Origin of the sequence: Microcoleus sp. FACHB-1515, assembly GCF_014696105.1 — a bacterium.
Lineage (GTDB): Bacteria > Cyanobacteriota > Cyanobacteriia > Elainellales > Elainellaceae > JAAUTJ01.
Genome location: NZ_JACJPO010000015.1, coordinates 102,732 through 127,876 on the forward strand (window position 1 = coordinate 102,732; position 25,145 = coordinate 127,876).

Sequence of the window (25,145 nt, forward strand, 5' to 3'; positions counted from 1 at the left end):
ATATTTCCTTTCTTTCAATCGGAGGAAATTAGAATTGAATAAATTAGCTTTTGCCAATCAGGTTGATCACTTAGAAAATAAGCATCAAATTGACAGTCATACTCTCTTGACAACTGTACAAACTCATTCACCCAGTTCAAAATGATTTTTGTGGGTTGCATACACGTGTATTTGAGCGACTGATGAAGGTAATCAGCCATCTCTCTAAAGTCACTCTTTTGGTAAGACAACCAGGCTTGTCCTAAACATTCCTCGTAGCTGATTGGCTGATCAACCTTCAATTTTCTAAACGCCGAACTTAAATTCCTATCTAGCTCACAGGATTTCTCAAGACTTCTATCAAACTCTATATTGCTGGACTGGTTAATAAACTTAGGCTCATAAGTAATGAAGTTGGTTGTTTGGTAGACCATCTGGATAAAGTTATAAGTCACATGAGGACCTAAGTCCTCATCCAAACTTTCAAGTTGCTCCGACATTAATTTCTCAAATAGCTTTGTTTTCATACCGGGAGAAAAAAGATCAGCAAACCAAATTCCCACTTTTCGCCAAGTTTGAACACTGTAGTTGATTTTGTGCTTGATATGATAAGCAACTGTGTTTGTGATGTATTTCGTGTTCAAGCCCTTCTGTAGGGCAATGAGTGGAACCCAATAATCCCACCAGGGAACTCCCAAACATAAATCAGAGGTTGGAAAAAATTTCAATAGCTTCTGATCGAAAAAGAACATGTCAAATCCATAAGCATATGTTTCTCCAGATTTCGACTCTGAAGAATCAATATCTACTCTGGAAGCGAAAACCATTGAATCTTCAGCCTGCTCAAGAATGAAAGAAGCAAAATCTTTTTCTGCTCGAATATGAATGTCCGAGTTAACAATGCCGCCAATCTTCCCGCCGTACTCCTGTAGATAGGACAAAATATCGTCAATATACACAAGCGGCTTTCCATATTTTTCTCTTCCATCCCGATTAACAACGTGAAACTTCACATTGCTGAATATAGACTTTAACTTGTCCACCTCAGCTTGGATGTTTAGCGAGACAACGGAAAACCCTAGAGCGATCCATGTGTCGATCGCGGCTTTCTGTTTCTCAATTCCAACGGGAGCAATGCTAGTAACGATAACAACGTCTTCGGTCATGCCTTTCACCTGCTATGTTTTAGAATTCCTTCTCTTAGCATCTAAACTTCACTCTGTAAAATTTTTTCTAACAGTTCGCGCTCTTCGGTGCTTAAGCTTCGATCGTCTCTAGATTGATATAGGCAGCCTTGCCTAACCACAGCAGGTCTAACTGGTCCTTGATTTGTGTCGATAAAGTGAGCCAGATCGGGTCTAAAGTAATAAACAAAACTTCCAAGAAGGTTAAATTCGCTAAAATAATCCCCACTTACTTTGGATAAAACTTCCTCAATATCGTCGTTGAATTGCTCATTGTAATAGCTCCTTAAACTCGAATAAGCCGTTCGATCGTAGACGAGTGGAAAGCGTCTCATAAATTCATAATCAGTTTGTCTTTTTAAGAATTTGGATGTAATTGTCTGCCAAGGCATATTAATCCCTTGTTCGTAGAAGAAGCTGTATGGTCTAAAGTATAAAATTGGTTTTTTGTCAAAAAACAAGTCAGCTTCATCTACCTGTTGTGTAAAGATGCAGTCGCTGTCGATGTGAAGGATGAAGTTAGAGTCTACGAACATATCTGCTAGTAGTTTAGTTATCTGCTGACCGATGAAATCGTTTTGGTAATTGGCGCAAGTTTTTAACTCAACCCAATCAAATTGGAGGCAAGTTTTTTCAATTACTTCCTTACTTGAACTAGGACAAACAACAGTCACCTTCATCACATGAGCAAAGCATTGAATTGACTTTAAACAAAGAAACAGTCTTTCTGCATCCTTATGATAGGTTCTAATTAAAATGCCAGTATCTTTTAGTAGATTTGAAGTAGCCATTCTTCCTCCTCAAAAACTGTAAACGCAAGCTTTAAAGCTACTGAAATAATTGCTTGACCTGTTAATTATCTTTTGTCCCTAAGAGCTTGATATTTTTTGTGATATGCTACTCCCTCGCTAAATTGTCCCTGTTTATAGCAGATCTCACCTAAGTAGAAGTATGCATCTATAGTAGTCTCCCTAATTTCTAGACATTTCTCAAAGTGGAAGATAGCATCCTTAAATTGGTTAGCGTTGAATTGAATATTACCTAGGTAAAAGTGAGCATCAGCCAGGTCAGGTTTTAGCTGCAAGCACTGCTTGAAGTAGTCGGCAGCGGTTTCAAACTGGTTGAGTTTGAGGTAAATGCTGCCCAAATAGAAGTGAGCATCAGCCAGGTCAGGTTTTAGCTGCAAGCATTGCTTGAAGTGATCGACTGCTGCTTCTGGTTGATCAAGTTTGAGGTAAACATCTGCTAGATAGAAATGCGCGTCTAACAGCTTTGGTTGCCGTTCTATAGCGCTTAAATAGAGCGGTATTGACTCCTTAAGCTTGCCTCCTGATTGCAAAACCTTTGCTTTTGATAGGTAGATAATTGAAGGAGGAATATCAGTGGACTCTTCTGGATCGACAGTAACACCTGGATGACACTCAAAATGGGTTTCTCCGTCAGAAGCAAGTATTTCCTCTAGAAATCTTTCAGCACTCTTTTTAAGCTCTTTGCTCTTGTTTAGCATGTAGTACGAAATCATCTGGGTAACGAAATGAGGTCGTACAGAATAACCCTTGTCGTCGGTATTCACCCAGGCAATCTCATCCTTCATGTGATACCACATAAACGCTCCAATATAATTAAAGTCTGAGAAATAGATTTGATCGACTGGAAGATCGTCTCGGTGTCTGCCGTGTTGCGTCTTAATGAAGTCCTTAAAGGACATATTATGGCGGTTCTCAATTAGTTCTCTTGCTTGTTTATACATCCACCTTGGATACAATTTTTCAGGTCTACGGCTAAATTCGTAATCCACAGGCTCTCCTACTGCATTTGCTGTCCCTGCTCTCCAAAACTCAACTTTGATGTGAGGCTTTGCATCAGTCATGCCTTGATTTCTTGCCCATTCAAGCATTTCTGGAGATTTTGCATATTCAATTAGGGTTGAGTATGGAGTGTATTCAAGGATGGGTTTTCCATCGCGAAACATGTATTCAGATCGAACATTTCTGGTGAAGATAGAATCAGAATCGATATGAAAAATGTATTTTCCTTCACAGAATGTATCTGCTGTAAGCTTGCTATACTTTTGCTGAATTGTGCCATCAGCAAATTTGTCTTCTCGAACTATCTTGACCCAACTCGGAATTAGTGATTTTAATTCTGCTTCGTCCTGCTTCTCGTAAACAACAACTACTTCTCGATGCATCGGAAAGAATTTTTCAATACTTCTAAATAGGTAAGGAAGCCACATCTTATCACCGTGATAGGTGCGGCACATAATGCTGACTTCTTGCAGAATCGAGTTTTTGTGGGTCATCGTGTTTCTCCAACTAATCCTACTAAATTTTCATCTTCAAGTGTTTACAAGTCTCTTCTACTTTGCTTAAGTAGCTTGTCTCAGTCGAGTTAAGACGATAAGCCTCACGGTAGCATTTAAGCGCTTCTACAAAATTTTCTTGTTCTTCTAATACTCTGCCTAATTTGAAGTAGGTTTCAGGAGCGCGATCGCCGAACTGAAAAGAAGCTTTATAAAAGACAATTGCCTCATGTAGCTTCTTCTCTTTAGCTAGAGTGTCAGCTAATCCAACGTACAAATTAGTGCTACTGGGATTCACTTGAATAGCGCTATGATAGCTCTCAATATTTTTGTCATCAAGCTGTATGGATTTCCAATAACTATCAAATGCTTTCTTGATAAAAACTTCGCTAGCTTGCTTGTGAAGATCTCCAATCCTTTGATGAATTGAAGAATTCTCATGAAGTTTAGCTGCTAGATTTAGCACATTGATTGCCTCCTCCCAACGTTCCAGCTTTACTAACACATTGCTAAGTTTTTCATAGGAGCTTAGAAAGTTAGGATTGTAATCGATTATTTTTTGAAAGACCGATGCAGCCTCTTTCCACTGCTGCTTCTCTATCAATAGATCCCCAAACTTCTGATGTACAAGCCAAAGTTCTGGTCTTGAATCAACTACGTTTTGACAAACTAATCGAGCTTCATCCCATCTTTCAGATTTGATCAACATTTGCGTTAATGAAAGATAAACCCACGCAGGCTGTTCAGGTTGCAGCTCGATTGCCCTTTGGTAGCTAGCGATCGCACCAGCCTGATCTTCAACTTTTTCTTGAAATCCTCCCAGCACAATGTGTGCTAAAGCGTTGTTGGGCGCTCGTTGAGGAAGCTGTTGATAACATCCTTTAGCGGCCACTTCATCAAAACATCTATTTCTTCGAGAAATATCCTGTAGTTTTTGATATGCGAGTAATAAATTTTGATTTATTTCAATTGCACAACAATATGACTTGATTGCTTCGTCCCATTGGCCCAACGCGATAAATGCATCACCGAGGTTATAGTGCGACCAGTAAAAATCTGGTTTAAGTAAAATTGCCTTTCGATATGATTCCGTCGCTGCTTGCCACTGCTCCAGCTCAATTAGTGCATCTCCTAAATTATTGTGTGACCAAGAATATAAAGGATTCAACGCGATCGACCGCTCATACGCTTCTACAGCCTGAAACCACTGCTTCTGCTCCAGAAAAATGTCACCTAAATTGTGATGGGTTAACCACGCTTCCGGCTGCAACTCGATCGCCCGCTCGTAAGCCTCAATCGCCCCCTCCAATCTCTCCATTTTCTGCAACGCTGTTCCCAACCCAAAGTGAGCCTCGGCCAAAGCTGCATCCTGCGCGATCGATCGCTCGTAACAGGCGATCGCCTGGTCCCACTGTTCCTGCTGGAGGAAATGGTTGCCGAGTTTGCAGTGTTCCTCTGCCGTTGCCCAATCTGGCTGCAAACAGAGCGCTTGGAAATAAGTTGTCAGCATTGCTTCCGAATGGCCAAGCTGCTTGTGGGCCAGCGACAGATTCCAGAAAGCCGTTGCCAGCGTTGGATCGATCGCAATCGCATTTTCATAGCACTGCACCGCCGCCTCGACCTGCTCTTTTTTCAGCAAACAATCGCCCAGCATTTGATGATCGATCGCCTCAAGCTGATCGGGCTGATCGAGAAACGCTTGCAGCGCACCCGACTGATCGATTTGCGTCCACAGTTGGTCTAGGTTGGGCTGGAGGGCAGTGGCGAGTTCGGGCTTGAGGGCGATCGCCCGTCGAAACGACTGCAAGGCCACTGACCACTCTTGCTGATGCGCCGCCAGCGTCCCCAGATTCGCGTGAATTTCCGCGCTGTCTGGCTGCAACGCCAACGCTTGCTGATACGCAATTTTTGCCGCCTGCCACTGCTTTTGGTGAAGCCGCGCATCGCCCAGCAGCTTGTAGGCCGTTGCGCTGGGCTGAAGCTGAATGGCGCGTTGGGCATGAGCGATCGCCTGCGGCCAATTTTCTGCCTGAAGGCTGGCCTGTGCCGATCGCTCGGCCATTTCTGCTGCGGTGACAGCCGTAACTTTTTTGAACTGGGTCAGGTGAGGAGAATTGTGCGGCACTGGATGAACCATGACGGCAAGGTGAAGAAGGGTGATTACAAAACGGTGTAGGCGCGATCGACCGTAGGTGCAGCCGGAATCGGTTCAGCCGCGCGTTTTGCCGGATCAGCAACGGCTTGGTGATAGCAGCGGGCGGCTTTCTCAAAGCGTCCCAGCTTGATGAAAACTTCCGCCAAGGCGATGCGGTGTTCAGCCTGAGCAGGTTGCAGCGCGATCGCCGCCTGATAGCAGGTTGCCGCTTCCTCCCACTGCGCCAAAGCTGCCAACGCTTGCGCCAAGCCAACTTGGAACTCGGCAGTTTCAGAATCGCGATCGATCGCTTGGCGATAGCAGTCAATTGCCGCTTGCCACTGCCGACTCGTCGCTAGCTTTTGCGCCATTTTGCCGTATGACTGAGCCATCAGTGCCCGCTGACAGCGCTCCATCTGCACAAGGGCGGTTTGAAGCTGCTGCGGGTCGGGCAGCAGGTCACAAATGCGCTGATAGCAGGCGATCGCGTCTGACCAGCGATTGAGCTTCATCAACGCCTGACCGAGGGCGGCATGAAAACGGAAATTTTGGGGCTGTCGTTCGATCGCCTGTCGATATAGGCGGATGGCGGCTGACCAATTGTGCTGTTTGCCCATCGCGATCGCCAGATTGTAATAGCCGTTGGGCGAACTTGGAGCCAGCGCGATCGCTTGTTGATAGCAGTCGATCGCCTGCTCCAGCTTGTTTTGCTTGATCATTTGATTGCCAAGCTGCAAAAACTCTTTGGCCGTTGCCCAACTTGGTTCCAGCCGATATGCTCGATAAAAGCAGTCGGCAGCCTGCACCAAATCGCCCAACTGTTTCCACACTTCAGCCAGCTTCAGGAACGCTCCGGCAAATTCTGGATCAAGTTCGATCGCCTGCTCCAAAAAAGTGGCTGCTTCGGTCAGGCGGTTCTGCTCAACGTAAACGCTGCCCAGCCGCGCATAGGTTTCAGCTAAATCCGCTTCGATCGCCAGCGACTGACTGTAGTACCGTTCGGCGGCCTCAAATTGTTTTTCGGCTTGCAGAGCGCGTCCCATCAGCCGATAGGTGAGGGCGGTTTGCGGCGTCAGGAGTTTGGCGGCTTGTTCGCAGGCGGCGATCGTCTCTTGCCACTGCTGGCGATCGCACAAAGCTTTGGCCTGCTGCAAATAAAAAGCTGCCTGCTCATACCAGGGCAACTGCTCCACCGCAGGTTCCGCTGTCGGCTCAGCAGTGGGCACCAAGTTAGGCGGAGCCAGAGCAGGCAGGGGCAGCAGATCGATCGCGGTCTGATAGTGATGGGCGGCGGCATCAAGGTCGCCTTGCTGCGTTAGAGCTTCGGCCAAACCTTGGTGCGCGTCTACCAAATGCACATCGAACTGAAGGGCACGGCGATAGTGCGCGATCGCCACTTCCACCTGACCTTGCAGCAGATAGGTGTCGGCCTGATGCAGCAGTTCTTGGGCTTGGGCTTGCAGTTCAGCAGGATCGGCGGCAGTTTTTGCAGCGGCCAGATGGGGAACGATCGCCAGTCGGGGCGGCGACTCGGCGGCGATCGAGCGATACCCTTCGGGAAGCGCGGCGCGATCGGGCGGCGGTTCGGCAAGCTGGAGCGTGGTTGGAAGGGTGGGGTGGTTGTGCATGGCGCGATTGGAAGTGGAAACCAAAGCGAAGTTGATTAGCGTTTGCGAATCACCAGTTGATAGTGCTGGTGAACCAGTTCAAATCGATCGCGAACCGAATTTAGGAAAGCATCGATGCCCAAGCGCGGATCGTCGTGGGGAAACTGCGAATCGCTCCACAGATAGTCGTCAAAAATCAGCAGTCCGCCAGCCTGAAGCAGCGGCCAAGCCAGCCGCGCATCTTGCTCGACATGCTTTGCTAGATGACAGCCATCGATGTAGATCACCTGAAAGGCTTCAGCAGGCAGCATCGGCAGCAGATCGTGCGAACTGCCTGTCAGCGAATTCACCTTGGCAACGCTGCGGGTCTGCACCAAATTGTGGTTGAACGCAGGCGGATAGATTGGATCGATCGTGGTCAGCCGCGCTGAGGGATGCGTCAGAATGTGGTCAAGCAGCCAGCAGGCGGACATGCCTTCAAAGCTGCCGACTTCGAGAAAGCGCAAGTCGGGCTGATTGACATAGGGTTGCAGCAGCGGCCACCAGTGCAGCAGGTTGTGGGTAAACCAGTTGTAGGTGAATCGATAGCTGCGATCGACCTGCTGCCAGCCACACCGATCGCTCGCTCGTCGATGCAGTACGATCGCGTCCTCCACCTGACCTTGGCTTGCCAGCAAGTTACCCAGTTGAGTTTCCAGCGCCGCCTGGTCAGGATGCCGCGCGATCGCGTCTTGGCAGCAGGCGATCGCGTCCTGAATGCGTCCCTGCTGCTGCAAAACTTCGCTCAGGCTGATCCAGGCGGGCAGCAGGTGTTGGTCTTGCGTCAGTGCTCGTCGATAGGCGGCGATCGCCGCTGCCAAATTGCCCTGCTGCTGAAGCGTGTTGCCGAGTTGCCAGTGGTCGTGCGGTGAAACCAGCAGCGGCTGGCGCTGAAACGCTTCATGAAAACTGATCGCCGCCTGTGCCAAATCGCCCTGCTGCTGCCAAGCTTCGCCCAGCTTTAGATAGGCTCCAACAAAATCGGCATCGATCGCGATGGCGTGCTGATAGCAGGCGATCGCATCCGGCCAGCGCAGTTGGGCGGCATAAAGGCTGCCCAGCCGCGCGTGCGTTTCGGGCAGATCGGGCTGGATGGCGATCGCTTTGGCATAAAAGAGTTCGGCTTCGCTTAGGTGGCCTTGCTCTTGCAGTGCCCAGCCCATCAGCCGATAGGCGGTTGCCGTTCCCGGTTCCAGGCTGACGATCGCCTGCTGGCACAATCGCGCCACTTCAGACCATTGCTTTTGTTCACAAAGTTGCTGTCCCTGTTCGATCGCCTCGATCGCAGACGCGAGCCAGTGGGTGGTGGGCGTGTCAAGGTTGGGCGGATTCATCGGCTTACTCCTCAACTTTGCGAACGATTACCTGGTAGCCCCGATGCAAAACATCGGCAGCAAACGGCACTTCGTCCAAAAAAGCATCGATTCCCAAGCGCGATCGCTGCTCGATCGGTTGATCCACCCAGCCGTAATAGTCAAAGATCAAGATGCCGCCAAGCTTGAGCAGCGGCCAAGCCAGTTCGCCATCTTTGCGAATCCAGTCGGCTCTGGGGTCGGCACTCAGATAAATCAGGTCGTATTGATTTTGCAGGCGCGGCAGCAGACGGTGGGAATCGCCCAGTCGATGCAAAACTCTTTCAACCGCCTGGGCGCGATCGATGTTGAGCGTGAAATTTTCCTGGCGATAGCGATCGAGACAAACCAAGCGCGAATCGGGATGCGTCAAGATGTGGTCGAGCAGCCAGCAAGCCGCCATGCCTTCAAAGCAACCGACTTCCAAGGCCTGCACGTCCGGGCGATCGCTCAATTCCTGCAAATGCTGCGTCCAAACCGGAATGTTGTGGCTAAACCAATCGCGGGTAAACACATATTCGCGATCGACAGCAGCTTGCCAGCCTTTGCGCTCCAAGGCGTTGCGGTGCAGCGCGATCGCCGCTTCGGTTTCGCCCTGGTCGGCGAGCAGGTGAGCCAGTTGCGTGTAGCGATCGGCTGCTTGGGGAACCTGATCGATTCTCCAGTAGTGAGCGGCGATCTGGTCGTTAAGCTGCTTTTGTTGATCTTGCACCTGTCGAAGCTGATGGTGCAGCGGTGCATCAGCCGCGATCGCCCAGCGATAAAACAGCGCGGCTCCCTCATACTGCTGGTGGGCGGCGAGTGCCTGCGCGATCGATTGATAAAAATCAACCTGCTGATTCTGCGGCTGAATCATTTCTTGGACAATTGCCGTATCTGCGGTTTGCAGCAAACGGCGCAGCGATCGACCCAGCGGCAAATAAAGTTCGCTCAAGTCACGCTGTCGTTGAGCGGCATTCAGCAACAAGGCAGTTGCCTCCGGCCAGCACTGCTGTTCGATCTGAACTTCTGCTAAATGCAGATAAAACCAGGCTTCCGGCTGCGTGTCGATCGCTTGCTGAAGCCAAGTGACCGCTGCGAGCGCGTGCAGTTTGTGCAGTGCGTAGCCAAGGTTGTGATAGACCCAAGCAGAATTTGCGCCGAGCGCGATCGCTTGCTGGTAGGCGCTGGCGGCTTCGTTCCACTCGTGCAGCTTCAGGCAGGCTTCGCCAAAGGCGCACCAGGCAAACTGATAGTCCGGATCAAGCTGAATCGCCGTGTGGAAGTAGGTTTGCGCGTCGAACCAGTCGTCTTGCTGCTGAGCAATTTGCCCCAAAGCGTAGTAGGACGGAGCATAGCGCGGCTCCAGTTCGAGCGATCGCGCCAGTGCTGTTTTGGCTTCTGACCAGTCCTGCTGATGCGTCAGCGAAATTGCCAGATTGTAATGCGCTTCAAAGAACTCTGGATTGCGATCGACCGCACCTCGGTAATAAGCGATCGCTTCGTCCGATCGCTGCTCGGCCATCAGTCGATTGCCCAGTTGAAATTGGTGTTTGGGCGTTGCCCAGTTGGGATCGCACCGCATCGCCTGCTGGCGGTGGTGAATCTCGGCGCTGGATTTTTCCAGTTCGGCGTAGAGATTGGCGAGGCTCCAGTGGGCAGGGGCATAGTCGGGGTTCGCGGCGATCGCTTGCTGATAAGCGGCAATTGCGGCTTCTCGCTGCTGCTGCTGTCCATAGAGCGCACCAATTCGCGCAAACATCTCGCTGCGGTCTGCGGGCGGCGCGACTGCCCAGGTGTGCCACTGCACCGCTGCCGAAAATCGCCCCATCATCTGGAGAACGTTGCCCAGCGTTTGACAGGCGATCGTTAAATTTGATTCAGTTTGTAGCGCTCGATCGCAAGCAGCAACCGCATCTTCGAGATAGGTAATCATGGAGGGCGAGCAGTGACGGAGCAGGAATTTTTGTCGTAATTACTGATACTCAAATTTCAGCAGAAATCCGGGCATTAAAAATTTTTTGTAGAACTTGATTGAGGCGATCGATATCGATCCAAATATCTTCAAGCAGCGGATTGGGATACATCAACTGTCGCAAAAACTGACAGGATAGTGCTCTTCCCCAAACAACGTAATGCGTCAGATTCAACAACTGACTAATCTGCCAAAAATAGTGTCGCTGATAGTTTGGCGAAACTAACTCAACCACAATTGTTTGTGGCTGACAAAACACCAAATTGGTCAGACTGCTGCCATGCGGTGCAACGATCACTTGGGCATGAGCGAACAAGGCTGCTTGCTCGGCTACCGAGCGTGAATCAAGCGTCAAGGCAACGAAGCCATAAGGCCGAAGCGCATCGAGTACTTGATCTTCATTCAGCAAACGACGATAGCAAGCATCGGTACGACTGAGGTAGATGAACGGAAAATCTGTTGGCGATCGATCGATCGGATGCTGTAAATCACCATAGCCGTTGTGAAGTAATTTTTGTGAAAAGTTACTGTAATTTTTTGGTAAAAACTGCTTTCGCAGATACTCGATCGTCTCGGATTGTGCCCAGCCTAAGCTGCCCACAAAATCAGGAACAATTAACTGTTCAGCTTGAACATGTGGATGGCGATCGCTTTCAATGATTTGGTTGGAATTAATACCAAAACCTTGTAATGTTTCGCGCTGAAACGATCGCTGAGCGGAGTTAACCAAAAAGTAATCAATTTGCTGAAAATCAATTTGTCGCTGCAAAATTTCCAGACGCGGCAGCAAATCAATCATCCAGTGAAAATAAACGCTGCCCGATAAACTTGACAGCGCAGCCACTCGACCCTTGATCCGCAGCGGCGGCGGCAGGTGAGCCGGAATGCCCTGCAACGGCAAATTGACCTGTTTGCAGATCGGCAACTGACCGGGATAGCTGCGCGATAGCGGCTCCATCCGTTCCCCCTCGGCGGAAAAGACGGCGATCGCGCTGCAAGCTTGCCATGTGCTCGTTTGTGGAGCTGCCCAAATGCGGCCATTGGCGATCGTTGTGACGACCCGATCCAGGGATTCGCTTGGCAGAGGCGATCGATCGCTGAGCTGATAGATGCCTTCCCCCAACCGCACAGGCTCAAAACTCAGCGTCATCCGCTGAAGACAAGGCTCACAGTTCAAGCCCTGGCAAGATTTTTCAGCAGCGATCGAGCGATCGCGGTGCGGAATCGCTCGCTGCACCTGATCGAGTTCAGCCTGGATTGCCGTGTTTTGCGGATCGATCGCTAGCGCGAGATGGCAGGTGACGATCGCGGCGGCAAATCGCTGTTGCCGAGCCAGACACTGCGCCAGCCGTTGATACAAATCAAGCTGCTGGGGCTGTAGCCGCAAAGCAATTTGATACAGTCGCTCGGCATAGCGCAACTGCACATCGCCGCCATACGCCGTCAGCACAGTTGCCCAGTGCATCAACGCCTGCACCAGCGATCGCTCCGGCTGGTCGGTATCTTGCTGCAAAGCGGTGAGAAATTCAGCGCAGGCCAGTCGCGCCCATTCAAACTCGTCAGCCGCAGGTCGCGATCGAATCCAGCGAGCATAAGCCGTAATGAAAGCGTGATCCGGAGCGATCGCCTGCCGAAAACACTGCATTGCCCGATCGACCTGTCCCAGCGTCAGCCAAACGATCGCACACTCGCCCCAGGCCACCGTCAAATTTGCATCCAGTCGCAGCGCAGCCTGAAAGCATTGGATCGCCTCGGTGAGATTGCCCTGCTGATGCAGAGCGCGTCCCAAGTTGTAGTGAATTTCGGCTTTGTCCGCATCGATCGCCAATGCCTGATGGTAAGCGGCGATCGCTTCGCCCAAGCGTCGCTGCTTTTGAAACGCCTGCGCGAGATGGTGATATAGATTCGCTCCAACTGAATCGGGTTGCGGCTCTGGCAAATTCGTCGCCTGCTGATAAACCGCGATCGCCGCTTCAGTTTCGCCTTGCTGAAGCAGCGCTGTTCCCAAATTGCAATAAGCCAAAAGGGTTGGCCGCAAATCGATCGATCTGCGGTAGTGATAGGTTGCAGCTAGCCAGCGTTCCTGCTGTGCCAAAACGACAGCAAGATTGTGATGGGCATCGGCGCAGATTGCGATTTGGCCTGTTTTTCTGCCCAGCAAGATCGCTTGGCGATAGCGCTCGGCAGCTTGCTCTAGGTCTGCCTGCTGCTGCAAAATCCAGCCGAGGTTGTAGTAGATTTTGTGAAACTGCTGTCGGTTTGCTTCAAACGTGAACACGGCTGCGGAAAGTTGAAAGTGTGCGATCGCCTGTTGCTGACTAGCCGTTGCCGATTTGGAAATCAGCCGCCGTAATGGGCAAGTTCTTACCAAGTTGCAGCAGTTCGACTTGCGTTCCGCCCACAGGCTTGTAGAACACAATGCCCGTGCTCTTTTCGTAGATGATCTTGGCGGTGGTGTCGTCCGCGATGGAATCGACTGCCTTGAAGTCAGAGAACTTCAAAGTGCCTGCGCGTAAACCAGAACCGGGCAGCAGCGATCGATCAAGAACGATCGTGTCGTCATTCGGGTTGAAGTCTGTGATCTTGTCGAGGTGCTCGTTGGAGCCTTTGCCAAACACAAAGCGATCGCCACCGCCACCACCTGTGAGCACGTCGAATCCTTCACCAGCAACGAGCCTGTCACGGCCTGCATTGCCCGACATCACATCGCTGCCTCTTCCGCCGATGATCACATCGTCGCCTGCGCCGCCCAAGAGTGTATCTTCACCTGCGCCGCCATCGATGCGATCGCTGCCTGCGCCGCCGCGAATTACGTCGTTGCCGTTGTCACCAAACAGGCGATCGTTGTCATCGCCGCCATCAATTAAGTCATCGCCATAGCCGCCATAGATCAAATCTTGGCCTGCTTCACCTTTGAGCGTGTCGTTGCCAACGCCACCTTGAAGCGTGTCATCGCCTGCGCCGCCATACAGCGTGTCGTCGCCCGCATCGCCAAACAGCGAGTCGTTATCTGCGCCGCCATAGAGCGTGTCGTTGTTCAATCCGCCGCGAATTCTATCTTCGCCCGCATTGCCAAAGATGACATCATCTCCTCTGCGGCCAAAAAGCTGATCGTTGCCTGCTGCGCCGCCAATCTCGTCATCTCCAAGCTCTCCCGAAATCACAAATGGAGTGGTGGAATCGATCGAAATGGGTCGAATCGTGTCGTTTAGCTGGCTGCCGATCGCCTGCACGGTTCCCGCAGGTGAATCGGGTGGTGTTCTTAGGGTGACTGGCCCCTGGCTAATCACCTCTAGCCCAAATGTGGGAAAACTGCCCCCACCTGGTGCTGTAATTACTTCTGACACAATACTTTACCTTGATTTTTGAAGGATGTTGGAGAAACAACCAGCGCAAATCAATGTTCACCTGAATGATCGTGATTCAGGTAAGCAGGCTGAGGCTGGCAGCAGGAACAGGTCAACTGGAATCGCTGAACCTGCAATATATGGTCTAAACACCCGTGAAATCCGCAGCCTCATGGAGCAACGGCAGTTTGATCGCGATCGCAAACGGTAGAGCTACTGAAAATCGCTAAATCCCATCTATCGATCGGGATGAAGGCCATGAACTAGCGCAAAAAGCTGTTCGTCTTCTTCTGTGCAGGGGTGAGTTCGGCAGGCATCCCTTGAAAATCCTGTAATCATCTGCTTTGGCAACAGCTATCCGCCCTGCGGTACTGGAATCCAGCTTGACTACGTGATAACACCGAGAATAAACGCTTTTCTGCCGAGTGTAAACCCTATTCACCATTACTTTACAAAAGTGACAGCTAGTATGATTGCCGGAGCGATCGCTCATTTCAACTTCAATCCGCTACTGACTTGGAGTTGCACCTCAATCAACGGTCGATCGACGCGATCGACCATTTCCTAGAAAGATGTTGATACTTCTGGCAATGCTTGTTTCTTCCTGATTTGGGCAATTGGGGCGCGTCAGATTGAAGAATGGATCGAAATTGCAGTTGATCATGTCATTTTTTTTACGGCCTGAGCCTACCGTCAGCGTGGTGATTCCAGCCTACAACTGCGATCGCTATTTGGCAGAAGCGATCGACAGCGTGCTGTGTCAAACCGAGCAAGATTATGAGCTGATTGTGATTGATGATGGCTCAACCGATCGCACGCAGCAGATTTTACAAACCTATCGAAATCAATCGTTGAACATTGATTTGCGAACGGTTTGTCAGCCTAATCAAGGCGTGGCGATCGCTCGCAATCACGGCATTGAATTGGCACGAGGCAAATGGATTGCCTTTCTGGATGCGGATGATGTGTTTCTGCCCGATAAACTGGCCGCGCAAGTCGCGATCGCGCAGGCAAATTCGGATGTGGGAATTGTGCATAGCGGCTGGCAGCGAATCAACGCAACGGGAGAAATCTTGATGCAGGTAGAGCCTTGGCAGCAAATTCCAACGCTGGATTTGGAAAGCTGGCTGCGCTGGAAACCCGTTTTGCCCAGCGCGATGCTGTTTCGACGCGACTGGCTCGATCGCGCGGGTGGCTTTGATCCGCGCTTTCCTCCGGCTGAAGATACCGAACTGGTGCTGCGGCTGGCGCGGATGGGCTGTCGATCGATCTGGCTGCCGCAGGTAACAGTTCGCTATCGCCAACACGAAAACAGCGCCATGCACCAAGGCTTGCCACAGGCGCGATCGCTCGCTGCCGTCATCGATTACTTTTTTACCCAGCCCGACCTGCCGCCAGCGATTCGCCATCTGGAATCACAAATTCGCTACAGCACGCTAATTTGGACTGCTTGGTATCTGCATCACACCGGACATGCTGCCGAAATGAGCCGCACCTTGCAGAAGGCGTGGAAGCTTTCACCGTATCCGCCGATCGAAACGATCGTGCATTGGGCAGATTGCTTTGCCAGCTATGCCCAAAACTGGGGAATTGATTTCGACGCTCAAGCTCTTGCTGTTTCAGCAGAATGGCAAACCTTGAGCAAATGGGTGTTGAACCAGAACAATTCATCTCCCAAATCGATCGCTCTTGATTGAGCTAGAGCGCCAGCAGCAATGCTGCATATCCGATCGCGCCAAGGGCAAATGACCAGAAGTGACTTTCTCGCTCTTCGGGCAGTTCTTCTTTCAGAACATTTAGGACGACGCCGCCTGCGAGAAAAGCAGACAAAACGGCGATCGCCGCTTGCGAAATTGCTGTGCCAACGCCGATCGCCCAGCCTGCAACAACGGCAGCAGCCAAAATCCAGCGTCCCAGCTTGTCATACATCTTCTTGTGATGTTCGCGTAAACCGTTGTCGTTCACAAAAAAGTGCAGCGCCATTGCGATCGCAAAAAACAGCAAGCTGGTTAAACCTGGCACTTCTCGATGCACAAGCAGATAGCCAATCAGCGCATTGTAAAGCGCAAAAGAAGCGATGTGCAGCCAAAACACTCTGGCGCTCGTGACATCGCCATCGCCTGCCGCCTGATTGCGTTTGCGCGAGGTTTTAGCTGCCCGCTCCAGCCCATAGAACGCAGCCAATCCCAGCATCGCCACGAGGTAAACGTGATGTTCAAGAAACGCAATTTCTGCATCAAACTGTTGCTGCACTGTTTCTTGCGCTCTGCTGAGATCCGGCAGAATATGCACGAATACATAGGCGACGGACACACCACTGCCCAGCGACAGCCACCGACTGCGCGGCGTCGATCGCAACAGGCGCAGCCGACAAGCAAACAGATGAATCAGCGCCAGTCCGATCGCCAGCACTCCAGCAATCGCGCGAATTTCGATCGGGGCAGCCTCGGCTTCAGAAATGGCAGCAAGCATATTCGTGACGTGAACTCACCTATTGATAGCTTGCTAGAAGAACCGGATTCAACGAGTCTCTCCATCAGCAGACCTTTGTAGCGATGAGGCGATCGAACTCGCCAATGCGAGAGCTTAGGGCAGACCAAAAAGGGCACGTCCCAACGTGCCCCATTTGTTGATGCAATCCTTGCGGCTGTCCAAATCGATCGCATGAAAGCTAGGATCGCCGAAAATTAGCGCTGCGACAGGAATCGACCCGCGATCGAAATTGCGTCGCCCACGTCAACCGCGCCGTCGTTGTCTGCATCCAAAAAGGCATTCAGCACCGAGTTGGACTGCGGATTTTGAACGCTGCCCTGATTGCTGGCTCCGGTTTTCAGCAGGTTGAGAACGACTGGAATCAAAATCGGCAGCAGCATTTGAATCGTGCGGGCATCAATTCCGGTGCGCTGGGCGGCATCCTGCACGGCGGACTGCTGCTGCTGTGGTGAAAAAATCGACTGCACAGCAGACTGGTTGGGACTAGTTCCAGCAAATTGCTCGATAATGCTGGCAACTTGGCTGCGTCCGCCATTGGCCTGCTGCTGCTGAAGTGCCGATCGCACGTGGCTTCCCAAAACGGACAGCACCGCTTGCGTGGCGCTTGAATTCATGCCTTGCTGACCGCTGACCTGCTGCACAACGTTCAAAATGCTGCTGAGCTGGTTTGGGCTAGCCTGCTGGTTTGGGTTATCGATCGCGCCCAAAATTTGATCAAAAAGTCCCATTGCAAAAATTCCTCTTCATCCAACTGCTCAATGCGATGAGCGACCAAACAGATTTCTACCAAAACAAATTGCGACCAAACAGAGCGCTACCGATCGCGCTGAGAAATCTCAGCCTCCGGTAGCGCGATCGCCAAAAAACGAATTAACCGATCGTTACCTGACTGGTATCTACTGCCGTTGCACCGCTGACGCCACGCGCAACCGAAACCATTTTGGTCAGGCTTTGCTGATCGGGAACTTTGCCTTTGAGAACAACGGTGGTTCCCGTCTGCGCGACATAAAGCGTTTCAATGTCGGTGATCGACGAATCATTGTCAAAGGCGAGGGCAACGCGCTTGGCAAGGCCGCTCTGGTCGTATTCGCCATTTAGACCGACGCGCTCAGGCGGAATGCTTTCGCCGCCGCTAGCAGCCGGAGCTTGCGCGGGAGCGGATTGTGCTGCCTGCGCTTCATTCCGTCCGATTCCAAACAGTCGCTGAAGAAATCCCATTCAATAACACCTCGTTTGAAGTTTAATTTACCGTTGAAAATTTACGCTTTACTAGCTGACCGTATCATCGCTCACAAGGTAGAGAAGCTGTTTGCGCTTAATAGAGTTTTTAGATTTTTCCCATCAGCTTGTCTTGGTGTATCAGAATACAAATGCGATACAAACGCTGCGATCGCGAAGTTCCGACGATGCTGACTTGCCTGACTTCAGGATCACGAAATTACAAGTTTTGCAGCCAGCTACGACTGATAGAAGAAGTCAGATCTCCGCACAAATTCTAAAGTAGAAATTAATAGTAGAAATCAATCTGTTTCGAGTAGAACCATAGGAGAAAATCAATGAGTCAAGAAGTCGTGAAAATCATCATGCTCGGTTTGCTGCTGCTATTTGCGATCGCGCCCTTTGCTGGACTTGCACCGTTACTGCTGGTGATTTTGATTGGCGGATTTGCCAGCGTAATCTGGTCGGTGGCGAAAGTTTTGCTGCTGGGCAGCCGGGATGAAGCTGAAGAAAAGACCTAAATAAAAAGAGCAAGTGATCGATCACTTGCTCTTGCACCTGCAACCTATCTTTGAAGTTAATTAAGCCGGAGCTGAAACGGACTATTCAGCTTTGAGTTCCGAGCTGCTGTCGAGCTTGAGATCCGGGCGACGCTCCGCAATGTAGCGGCTCAGCAGCGTGTTCACAAACGACAGAATCACCGGGCCAAGGATGAAAGCGACCAAGCCGCTGACGTGGAATCCTGGCACGAACAGCGAGGCCAGCCAGAAGCAAAAACCGTTCACAACAAGCGAAGCTGCACCGAGGCTAAGGAAGTTCAAAGGCAGCGTCAGCGTAGACAAAACGGGCTTGACCGAAGCGTTGACTGCGCCCAGTGCGATCGCAGCAATAATCGCCGCAGGGAACGTAGCAATATCAACACCTTTTAGCAAAATATCGACGACTAGCAGGCTTAGTGCCGTTGCCAACCACGTAAAGAAAACTCCAATCATTGGATTTCCTCCAATACTATAAACAGCAAATCTTTATGCTCTGAACTGATTATGACTTGATTGATTAATGCTGGAGATCTCTACGCGGATAGAGATTCTTCACCAAAGTTGATTCGGAGATTACGACCGCTTCAGGTTAATTCGGAAGGGAGAGGTGCTTTATTGTAGGAATCAAGCACAATAGTGACAAAGCTAGCAGATTACAAGAGAGAACGGACTATGAAAGCGACCAGACTTTTGCTTGGTATTCTCCTTCCGCCGCTTGGTATTTTTCTAACCTATGGCGTTGGCCCAACGCTGCTGATCAGCATTTTGCTAACGATTTTTGGTTGGCTCCCCGGTAGCATTCACGCAGTTTGGGCGATCACGAAGCACTACGAGCAAATCGAACGTGCGTAAAGCGTACTGAATGGCAGTCCGAATAATTGTTGTGAGGCGGAAGCAAGATTTGTTTCCGCCTTTGTTGCTGGACATGCCTTTGCTGTTGGCTACAGCAGATCCACGCTAACCTGAATTGAGCAATCGAGAATTTCTATGACCACTCAACTGCGGCAGCAAGACAATATCGGCGGCGAAGTGCGGCCTTACTCTTGGCAGTGGCAAGATCAAACCTACACGATCGCCACTGAAACGCTCGGACAAGGCAGACCTGTCCTTCTGCTGCCCGCCATGAGTACGGTTTCGTCGCGATCGGAACTGCGCGAAAGTGCTCAGCGGCTTGCAGCGCACTTTCAGGTGACAGCGATCGACTGGCTCGGCTTTGGCGATTCCGATCGCCCACCGCTTCAGTACAATCCTGCCCTGTTCGATCGCCTGCTACAAGATTTCGTGGGTGATCGCTTCACGCAACCGCCCGCCGTTCTCGCTGCCGGACATGGCGCAGGCTATGCGTTGCGGCAGTCGTCACTTTGGTCGAAGCTCGTGCTGGTTGCTCCAACTTGGCGCGGTCCTTTGCCGACGATGGGCGCTCCGATCGCCGTTGCCAGCGCAGTTCGTGAATTGGTGCGATCGCCGCTGCTGGGTCAAGCGCTGTATCAGGCCAACACAACGCCCGGATTCTTAAAGCTGATGTATGGGCGGCATGTGTACGTGGATCAGGCAAAATTAACGCCGGAATTTATTCGTAAAAAGCGATCGCTGACGCAGCAAACTGGGGCACGTTTTGCGCCTGCGGCTTTTGTTACAGGGGCGATCGATCCGGCAACAAACCAACAGGAATTTCTCAATTATGTGCAAGCCTGCTCTGCTCCAATTTTGACAGTTGTTGCAGCAAAAGCACCGCCAAAATCGAGTGCAGAAATGGCAGCGATCGCGCAATTACCCAACGTTCAATCAGTCAGCATTGCGGGAACATTGGGACTGTATGAAGAATGCGCGATCGAGGTTGTAAACGCCGCTTTGCCATTTTTGCAGACTGCGTAATCGCGGCGATTTGTCGCGTCCAAAAAAAGCTTTGACAATCGATCGAATTCCGGTATACTACTCCGCTAAGGGAAGAAATGCCCCTACGCCTTCGGGAACCAGCCGAAGAACGCAGAGGACTTCCCCCAACCGATACCGTACATATCACTTGAGGGCGATTATGATCTTACGTCAGCTTTGCGCTGCGGTTGCACTGTTTCAAAGCTTTGCGATCGCAGCCGAACACGAATTGCTGTCCGATTCGCTGATTTGAGCGGGAGGACAACCAAATTATGGGAGTTAGGAATCACGTTCCTAGCTCGATCGCGTTTGTCGTCATCGTTTGCAGTGGCGGCAAACGCCTTCGAGTCGAAGTGCTGCTCGATTTGCAAGAGCGCTTTCTGTTTGTGCCCGCTAAATTGTTGCCGATCGTGCGGAATCGCATTCCGTTTTTTGTGGAGAAGATGGGCGCGATCGCCTCAAATCTGCTCGCCATTCAGAAGTGGGACGGCGACGATCCGATAACCGAATATCAGCCGATTTTTCTGCTCAAAGGCTATCGCGTTGCCGACAATCGAATGCGGTTTAACGTACTTTTAGGCGAACCGAATTTGCTGCAAGTGAGCAAACTGGATCAGCGATCGGAGGTGCAGCTAGACGAAGCATAATTGGCGATCGAGGTGCGGAATTGTCGTGCCTCGATCGAACTGATTTCTTAATCAAAATTGAGGCGGGAAAAACTTTAGATTCGATCGATTATCGATTTGGCTAGAATAGAATCATTGCAGTTTTTTGAATCATCTTAACGGTGAAAATTGTTGTCGTGGGTGGCGGAGCAGCAGGTTATTTTGCAGCGATCGCCGCAGCCGAAAATCATCCCCGCGCTCAGGTGACGCTGCTGGAAGCGACGCGCCATCCTTTGAGCAAAGTGCGCGTCTCCGGTGGCGGACGCTGCAACGTGACTCACGCTTGCTTTGAGCCTGCCGCCTTTGTGCAAAATTATCCGAGAGGCAGCAAGGCACTTCGCGGCGCAATGACGCGCTTTCAGGCACAAGACACGGTGAACTGGTTTGGCGATCGCGGTGTCGCTCTCAAAATTGAGCCGGATGGCCGCATGTTTCCAACAACCGATAGTTCTGAAACGATCATCAACTGTCTCACCCGATTTGCATTTGAAGCGGGCGTGATTGTGCGAACGAGTGCCGCTGTAGAAGTTGTGGAACGAACAACCTCAGGATTTGAATTAACGCTGAAATCGGGTGAATTGCTGAAGTGCGATCGCTTACTTTTAGCGACTGGAAGCAGCGCGATCGGACATCGACTGGCGCAAAGTTTGGGGCATTCGATCGAGCCACCCGTACCATCATTATTTACGTTCAACATTCTCGACTCGCAGTTACGTGAACTGGCAGGCGTGGCGGTAGAAACGGCACAAATGAAACTGCTGATTTCAAACCAAAAACCGCTAGAACAAACGGGAGCATTGCTAATTACGCATTGGGGTTTAAGTGGACCTGCGACTCTCAAATTATCTGCTTGGGGAGCGCGATTTTTACATGATCAGCACTATCAGGCGACGCTGCAAATTAACTGGCTTCCGAACGACAATCCAGAAAAATTGCGACAGGAATTGCTGGCCGTGAAAGCACAACTGCCAAAGCGATCGATCTTCGCCAATTGTCCGGTCATGCTGCCGCGTCGTCTCTGGCAATATCTGATTACCAAGCTCGAAATTGCACCAGAAACCCGCTGGTCAGACCTCTCGAAGAAGCAGCTTAATCAACTAATTGAACTGCTGACGCAAAGCCGCTACGAAATTCACGGCAAAGGCGTTTTCAAGGAAGAATTTGTGACCTGCGGCGGCGTTCGTCTCAAAGAAGTTGATTTCAAAACGATGGAAAGTCGCTGCTGTCCTGGTTTATTTTTTGCAGGCGAAATTCTTGATATCGATGGCGTAACTGGAGGCTTCAACTTTCAAAGTGCTTGGACAACCGGATGGATTGCTGGGCGATCGATCGCGGCGATCGAACCTGCTCTCGCCCTGCAAAAATAAAGCAATTCGCTTCAGGCGATCGGCGGAATGTGATTCAACAAATCGAGCAGGCGACTCAAGAACGGCTTGCCCCAAAAGGCGGATGCAATTCCGCAAGCGATCGCAAATCCTGCAATCAACAAAGTTTCGATTGATTTCACTTCAGCAGCCGAAATCCAAACGAAATAAAGCGGAACGAGCGAGAAAACCAAGCCAGCGGCAGCACCGAGTAGAAACTGATAGAGGCGATCGCGTAGCCGGGAAACTTGAGCATCAGACGAGTTTTCCGCTGACATGATGCATTTTTTCAATTCGACTCTTCTTTTCTACTCAATGCCTGCCGTACCTGCAAAGTCACGATCGCCGTACCCTAAGACCAGAAGCTTAAATCAAGGGAATTTGCCGGATCAGGAGCGGCTGCAATGATGTTGTATTCCGCCATCAAATCAGCAGTTTGCTGCCAGCGATCGAGCGAAATTTTGCCAATATCTGCTTCAGAAATGCCGCGCAAAATGTATTGCGTCACCAAATCGAGCGATCGCGTTTGATACTCGACGTTGGTATATTTGCTGTCGGGTTCAGCATAGGTTTGGGCAACGAGTTGGGCAGTGTTGGGAATGTTGGCGATCGCTTGTTTCCAGCCGTCAAATGTTGCTTCTAAAAACGCTTTCACTCGATCGGGCATCGTTTCCAGAACCGTGTTCGTGGTGAAAATCACCTGAGCATAAGCGCGATAGCCGTAGTCATCCATATGCAGAATTTCCGGCTCAGAACCAAAGCGTTGAGCAAAGGCAACAGGTTCATCAACGGCGTAGCATTGCACAGCCGCAAACTCGCCGCTTTCTAACCGTTCCAGCTTGTTTTCATAGGGAATTTCGACCACTTCAATGTCTTCATTAGCTAAATCATTAACGCCTTTCACCAACTCCATCACTTTGACACCATCCACATGCACACCGACTTTTTTGCCAATCAAATCAGTGAACGAATCAATCCGACCATCCGGCATACACATCAGCGCATACGGTGAAGCCTGAAACATCGTCGCGATCGCTTTCAATGGCGCACCATTTGCCTGTGCATCCAGAATCAAATTTTGTTCGGCACAGCCGATCGTCAGCGGATTTTCGGCCACAAAATCAGTGACAACTAAGCCGGACTGCCAAGGCTCGATCGCCAGATTGAGATTGCGGTCGCGATACAAACCGAGATGATCGGCCAGCAGCAATCCGGCAAACTGCACGTTCAACTTCCAGTCAAGCTGCATGGTCAAGGCTGGCTCGTCTGCCTGCGCGAGGCGCGATCGCATGACGCTGGCAACCGTAGCCGCACCGAGCAGGCTCGAATATTTCAACAGCGATCGACGATTCAGTTGCATAACACCACCTTCAATTTCTCCTCAGCAGAGGAAATTATAGATCTACGGTGGATTCATCGTTCTGTATCGTGGCAGGCGATCGAGGGAGGATTGGAGCGATCGCCGCTTTCGCCGAATAGAGACGATATACTAACTTTTATAAAGTTTTAAGCTTCTTGCCGATCCCGATCATGAACTTCCTTCCCGAATCGATCAAACCCTGGCTCAACTTCATTCATCCGATTTTGATGTGGGTGCTGCTCGCCATGAGCATCTACGCGCTCTACCTAGGCGTGCAGATTCAGCGCACCCGCGCCGCCCAAGGCGAAGAGAAAAAACAACTGATCAAAGGTCGCTACAACGTCCGCCATTTTCAGGTCGGCTCAATTTTGATGGCGCTGATGGTGATGGGTTCGATCGGCGCAATGGCCGTCACCTACATCAACAACGGCAAATTGTTTTTTGGCCCACATTTGCTCGTCGGACTGGGCATGACCGGAATGATTACGACTTCTGCCGCGCTGTCGCCCTACATGCAAAAAGGTCAAAACTGGGCACGCTACACGCACATTATTTTGAACATGATCCTGCTGGGTTTGTTTGTCTGGCAGGCAATTACAGGCGTGCAAATTGTGCAGCGCATCGTCAATTCCATGCTGGGTAACGCTTAATTCAGCTCGATCGAAATTGACTCAATTCAGGTGCAAAAAGGCGACAGCAATGTAATCTTTTTGCACCTTTATTTTTGTGAATTGCTTTACAGTTCTTTGCGTATTTCGCCCCTTTGCCCACAGTCGATCGAAAAGAAAGCGAAGATGGATAAGCGGAAGCGATCGTTGGAAATTTTAACGGTAGATATGACGCTCAAGTATGCTTACTTTCCCGGCTGTGTGGCGCAAGGCGCTTGCCGAGAACTTTATCAGTCCACAGGCGCACTCACGAAAGCCTTGGGCATTGAACTGATTGAACTGAAGAAGGCCGCCTGCTGTGGATCAGGCACATTCAAAGAAGATTCCCAACTGCTTGAAGACACGGTAAATGCCCGCAACATTGCGCTGGCGGAAGATTTGAATTTGCCGCTGCTGACGCATTGCAGCACTTGTCAAGGCGTGATCGGCAACGTCGATGAACGGCTGAAAGACGCGCACCAAAGCAATCCCGCCTACCTCGATCGAGTCAACCATCTGCTCAAAGAAGAAGGCTGCTCGCCCTATCGCGGCACAAGCGAAGTCAAGCATTTGCTGTGGGCACTGGTCGGCGATTTTGGCCTGGATGAACTGCAAAAGCGCGTGACACGCAAGCTTTCCGGCCTCAAGTGCGCCGCTTTTTACGGCTGCTATCTGCTGCGGGCACAAAAGCACATTCCGTTCGACGATCCGCACGCGCCGGAGTCGATGGAGAACGTGTTTCGATCGATCGATGCCACCCCGATCTACTATCGAGGCCGAACCCAGTGCTGCGGCTGGCCGCTGTCAAGCTATGCGACGACGCAATCGTTTCAGATGGCAGGCGGACATATTCGGGAAGCGATCGCAGCCGGAGCCGACTGCATCGTCACGCCCTGCCCGCTGTGCCACCTCAACCTCGACTCGCGCCAGCCCGAAGTGGAACAAACGATCGGTGAAAAGTTAGGTTTACCTGTGCTGCATTTGCCGCAACTTGTCGCGCTAGCTTTGGGAATTTCACCGCAGGAATTAGGACTCGATCGCCATATTGTTTCCACTCGTCCTGTCCTAGAAAAACTGGGTTTCTGA

The 25,145-nt window shown here is 50.8% G+C and carries 24 protein-coding genes; 9 read left to right on the plus strand and 15 right to left on the minus strand.

Annotation, left to right across the window (positions count from 1 at the left end; translation table 11 throughout):
- Positions 1 to 14 precede the first annotated feature (14 nt).
- The 4 genes from H6F67_RS03870 to H6F67_RS03885 form a co-directional block, all read right to left on the minus strand.
- The gene (locus tag H6F67_RS03870) at positions 15 to 1,145 is read right to left on the minus strand and encodes a hypothetical protein (RefSeq protein WP_190763499.1); all 1,131 of its coding nucleotides are present in this window, start codon (positions 1,143 to 1,145) and stop codon (positions 15 to 17) included.
- A 41-nt stretch (positions 1,146 to 1,186) separates the two neighbouring features.
- On the minus strand, positions 1,187 to 1,954 hold the full coding sequence (locus H6F67_RS03875; RefSeq protein ID WP_190763501.1) for a DUF6492 family protein: 768 nt from the start codon (positions 1,952 to 1,954) through the stop codon (positions 1,187 to 1,189).
- A 65-nt stretch (positions 1,955 to 2,019) separates the two neighbouring features.
- Positions 2,020 to 3,465, minus strand: a complete 1,446-nt coding sequence (locus H6F67_RS03880) for a tetratricopeptide repeat protein (protein WP_190763503.1) — start codon at positions 3,463 to 3,465, stop codon at positions 2,020 to 2,022.
- A gap of 22 nt (positions 3,466 to 3,487) precedes the next feature.
- Positions 3,488 to 5,473, minus strand: a complete 1,986-nt coding sequence (locus tag H6F67_RS03885) for a tetratricopeptide repeat protein (RefSeq protein WP_396797584.1) — start codon at positions 5,471 to 5,473, stop codon at positions 3,488 to 3,490.
- On the opposite strand from H6F67_RS03885, the gene H6F67_RS03890 reads away from it, so the two are divergent.
- A complete protein-coding gene (locus tag H6F67_RS03890; RefSeq protein ID WP_190763507.1) occupies positions 5,357 to 5,641 on the plus strand; it encodes a hypothetical protein in 285 nt (94 codons plus the stop codon). The genes H6F67_RS03885 and H6F67_RS03890 overlap by 117 nt on opposite strands.
- Here H6F67_RS03890 and H6F67_RS03895 read toward each other — a convergent pair.
- Genes H6F67_RS03895 through H6F67_RS28310 form a run of 5 tightly spaced genes read right to left on the minus strand, consistent with a single transcriptional unit; the run spans position 5,626 to position 13,898 of the window.
- Entirely contained in the window at positions 5,626 to 7,251 is a 1,626-nt protein-coding gene (locus H6F67_RS03895; protein ID WP_190763509.1) for a tetratricopeptide repeat protein, read from the minus strand. The two genes, H6F67_RS03890 and H6F67_RS03895, sit on opposite strands and share 16 nt — an antisense overlap.
- An 11-nt stretch (positions 7,252 to 7,262) precedes the next feature.
- Positions 7,263 to 8,579: a tetratricopeptide repeat protein gene (locus H6F67_RS03900; protein ID WP_190763511.1), complete on the minus strand. Its 1,317-nt coding sequence runs from the start codon at positions 8,577 to 8,579 to the stop codon at positions 7,263 to 7,265.
- 4 nt (positions 8,580 to 8,583) lie between these two features.
- Positions 8,584 to 10,512 (minus strand): tetratricopeptide repeat protein, encoded by a 1,929-nt coding sequence (locus tag H6F67_RS03905; protein ID WP_190763513.1) that lies wholly within the window; start codon positions 10,510 to 10,512, stop codon positions 8,584 to 8,586.
- A gap of 49 nt (positions 10,513 to 10,561) precedes the next feature.
- The gene (locus tag H6F67_RS03910; protein WP_190763515.1) at positions 10,562 to 12,922 is read right to left on the minus strand and encodes a tetratricopeptide repeat protein; all 2,361 of its coding nucleotides are present in this window, start codon (positions 12,920 to 12,922) and stop codon (positions 10,562 to 10,564) included.
- Positions 12,870 to 13,898: a calcium-binding protein gene (locus H6F67_RS28310; protein ID WP_190763517.1), complete on the minus strand. Its 1,029-nt coding sequence runs from the start codon at positions 13,896 to 13,898 to the stop codon at positions 12,870 to 12,872. The genes H6F67_RS03910 and H6F67_RS28310 overlap by 53 nt, the downstream gene beginning before the upstream one ends.
- A 662-nt stretch (positions 13,899 to 14,560) precedes the next feature.
- On the opposite strand from H6F67_RS28310, the gene H6F67_RS03920 reads away from it, so the two are divergent.
- The gene (locus tag H6F67_RS03920) at positions 14,561 to 15,595 is read left to right on the plus strand and encodes a glycosyltransferase (protein ID WP_190763519.1); all 1,035 of its coding nucleotides are present in this window, start codon (positions 14,561 to 14,563) and stop codon (positions 15,593 to 15,595) included.
- A 1-nt stretch (position 15,596) separates the two neighbouring features.
- On the opposite strand, the gene H6F67_RS03925 is transcribed toward H6F67_RS03920, so the two are convergent.
- The 3 genes from H6F67_RS03925 to H6F67_RS03935 form a co-directional block, all read right to left on the minus strand.
- Positions 15,597 to 16,370 (minus strand): hypothetical protein, encoded by a 774-nt coding sequence (locus tag H6F67_RS03925; protein ID WP_190763521.1) that lies wholly within the window; start codon positions 16,368 to 16,370, stop codon positions 15,597 to 15,599.
- Between the two features lie 215 nt (positions 16,371 to 16,585).
- Positions 16,586 to 17,119 carry a hypothetical protein gene (locus H6F67_RS03930; protein WP_190763523.1) on the minus strand — a complete coding sequence of 178 codons (534 nt, stop codon included), beginning with the start codon at positions 17,117 to 17,119 and terminating at the stop codon, positions 16,586 to 16,588.
- 142 nt (positions 17,120 to 17,261) lie between these two features.
- Positions 17,262 to 17,609 (minus strand): BON domain-containing protein, encoded by a 348-nt coding sequence (locus tag H6F67_RS03935; protein ID WP_190763524.1) that lies wholly within the window; start codon positions 17,607 to 17,609, stop codon positions 17,262 to 17,264.
- A 338-nt stretch (positions 17,610 to 17,947) separates the two neighbouring features.
- Here H6F67_RS03935 and H6F67_RS03940 point away from each other — a divergent pair, with 338 nt between their 5' ends.
- Positions 17,948 to 18,130 (plus strand): hypothetical protein, encoded by a 183-nt coding sequence (locus tag H6F67_RS03940; protein WP_190763526.1) that lies wholly within the window; start codon positions 17,948 to 17,950, stop codon positions 18,128 to 18,130.
- Between the two features lie 81 nt (positions 18,131 to 18,211).
- Here the strand turns inward: H6F67_RS03940 and H6F67_RS03945 are convergent, their stop codons facing one another.
- Positions 18,212 to 18,601, minus strand: a complete 390-nt coding sequence (locus H6F67_RS03945; protein WP_190763529.1) for a phage holin family protein — start codon at positions 18,599 to 18,601, stop codon at positions 18,212 to 18,214.
- A gap of 219 nt (positions 18,602 to 18,820) precedes the next feature.
- On the opposite strand from H6F67_RS03945, the gene H6F67_RS03950 reads away from it, so the two are divergent.
- The 4 genes from H6F67_RS03950 to H6F67_RS03965 all read left to right on the plus strand — a co-directional run bounded on the left by H6F67_RS03950 (position 18,821) and on the right by H6F67_RS03965 (position 22,055).
- On the plus strand, positions 18,821 to 19,000 hold the full coding sequence (locus H6F67_RS03950; RefSeq protein ID WP_190763531.1) for a YqaE/Pmp3 family membrane protein: 180 nt from the start codon (positions 18,821 to 18,823) through the stop codon (positions 18,998 to 19,000).
- 135 nt (positions 19,001 to 19,135) lie between these two features.
- Positions 19,136 to 20,023, plus strand: a complete 888-nt coding sequence (locus tag H6F67_RS03955; protein WP_190763532.1) for an alpha/beta fold hydrolase — start codon at positions 19,136 to 19,138, stop codon at positions 20,021 to 20,023.
- A gap of 272 nt (positions 20,024 to 20,295) precedes the next feature.
- Entirely contained in the window at positions 20,296 to 20,670 is a 375-nt protein-coding gene (locus tag H6F67_RS03960; RefSeq protein WP_190763534.1) for a hypothetical protein, read from the plus strand.
- Between the two features lie 140 nt (positions 20,671 to 20,810).
- Complete coding sequence (locus tag H6F67_RS03965) at positions 20,811 to 22,055, plus strand: NAD(P)/FAD-dependent oxidoreductase (protein ID WP_396797577.1); 1,245 nt, start codon at positions 20,811 to 20,813, stop codon at positions 22,053 to 22,055.
- An 11-nt stretch (positions 22,056 to 22,066) separates the two neighbouring features.
- On the opposite strand, the gene H6F67_RS03970 is transcribed toward H6F67_RS03965, so the two are convergent.
- Both H6F67_RS03970 and H6F67_RS03975 read right to left on the minus strand, forming a co-directional pair.
- Positions 22,067 to 22,330 (minus strand): hypothetical protein, encoded by a 264-nt coding sequence (locus H6F67_RS03970; protein ID WP_190763536.1) that lies wholly within the window; start codon positions 22,328 to 22,330, stop codon positions 22,067 to 22,069.
- Positions 22,331 to 22,404: 74 nt separating this feature from the next.
- Positions 22,405 to 23,412: an ABC transporter substrate-binding protein gene (locus tag H6F67_RS03975; protein WP_190763538.1), complete on the minus strand. Its 1,008-nt coding sequence runs from the start codon at positions 23,410 to 23,412 to the stop codon at positions 22,405 to 22,407.
- 170 nt (positions 23,413 to 23,582) lie between these two features.
- Here H6F67_RS03975 and H6F67_RS03980 point away from each other — a divergent pair, with 170 nt between their 5' ends.
- Complete coding sequence (locus H6F67_RS03980; protein WP_190763540.1) at positions 23,583 to 24,062, plus strand: DUF4079 domain-containing protein; 480 nt, start codon at positions 23,583 to 23,585, stop codon at positions 24,060 to 24,062.
- A gap of 144 nt (positions 24,063 to 24,206) precedes the next feature.
- Positions 24,207 to 25,145 carry a CoB--CoM heterodisulfide reductase iron-sulfur subunit B family protein gene (locus tag H6F67_RS03985; protein WP_242020484.1) on the plus strand — a complete coding sequence of 313 codons (939 nt, stop codon included), beginning with the start codon at positions 24,207 to 24,209 and terminating at the stop codon, positions 25,143 to 25,145.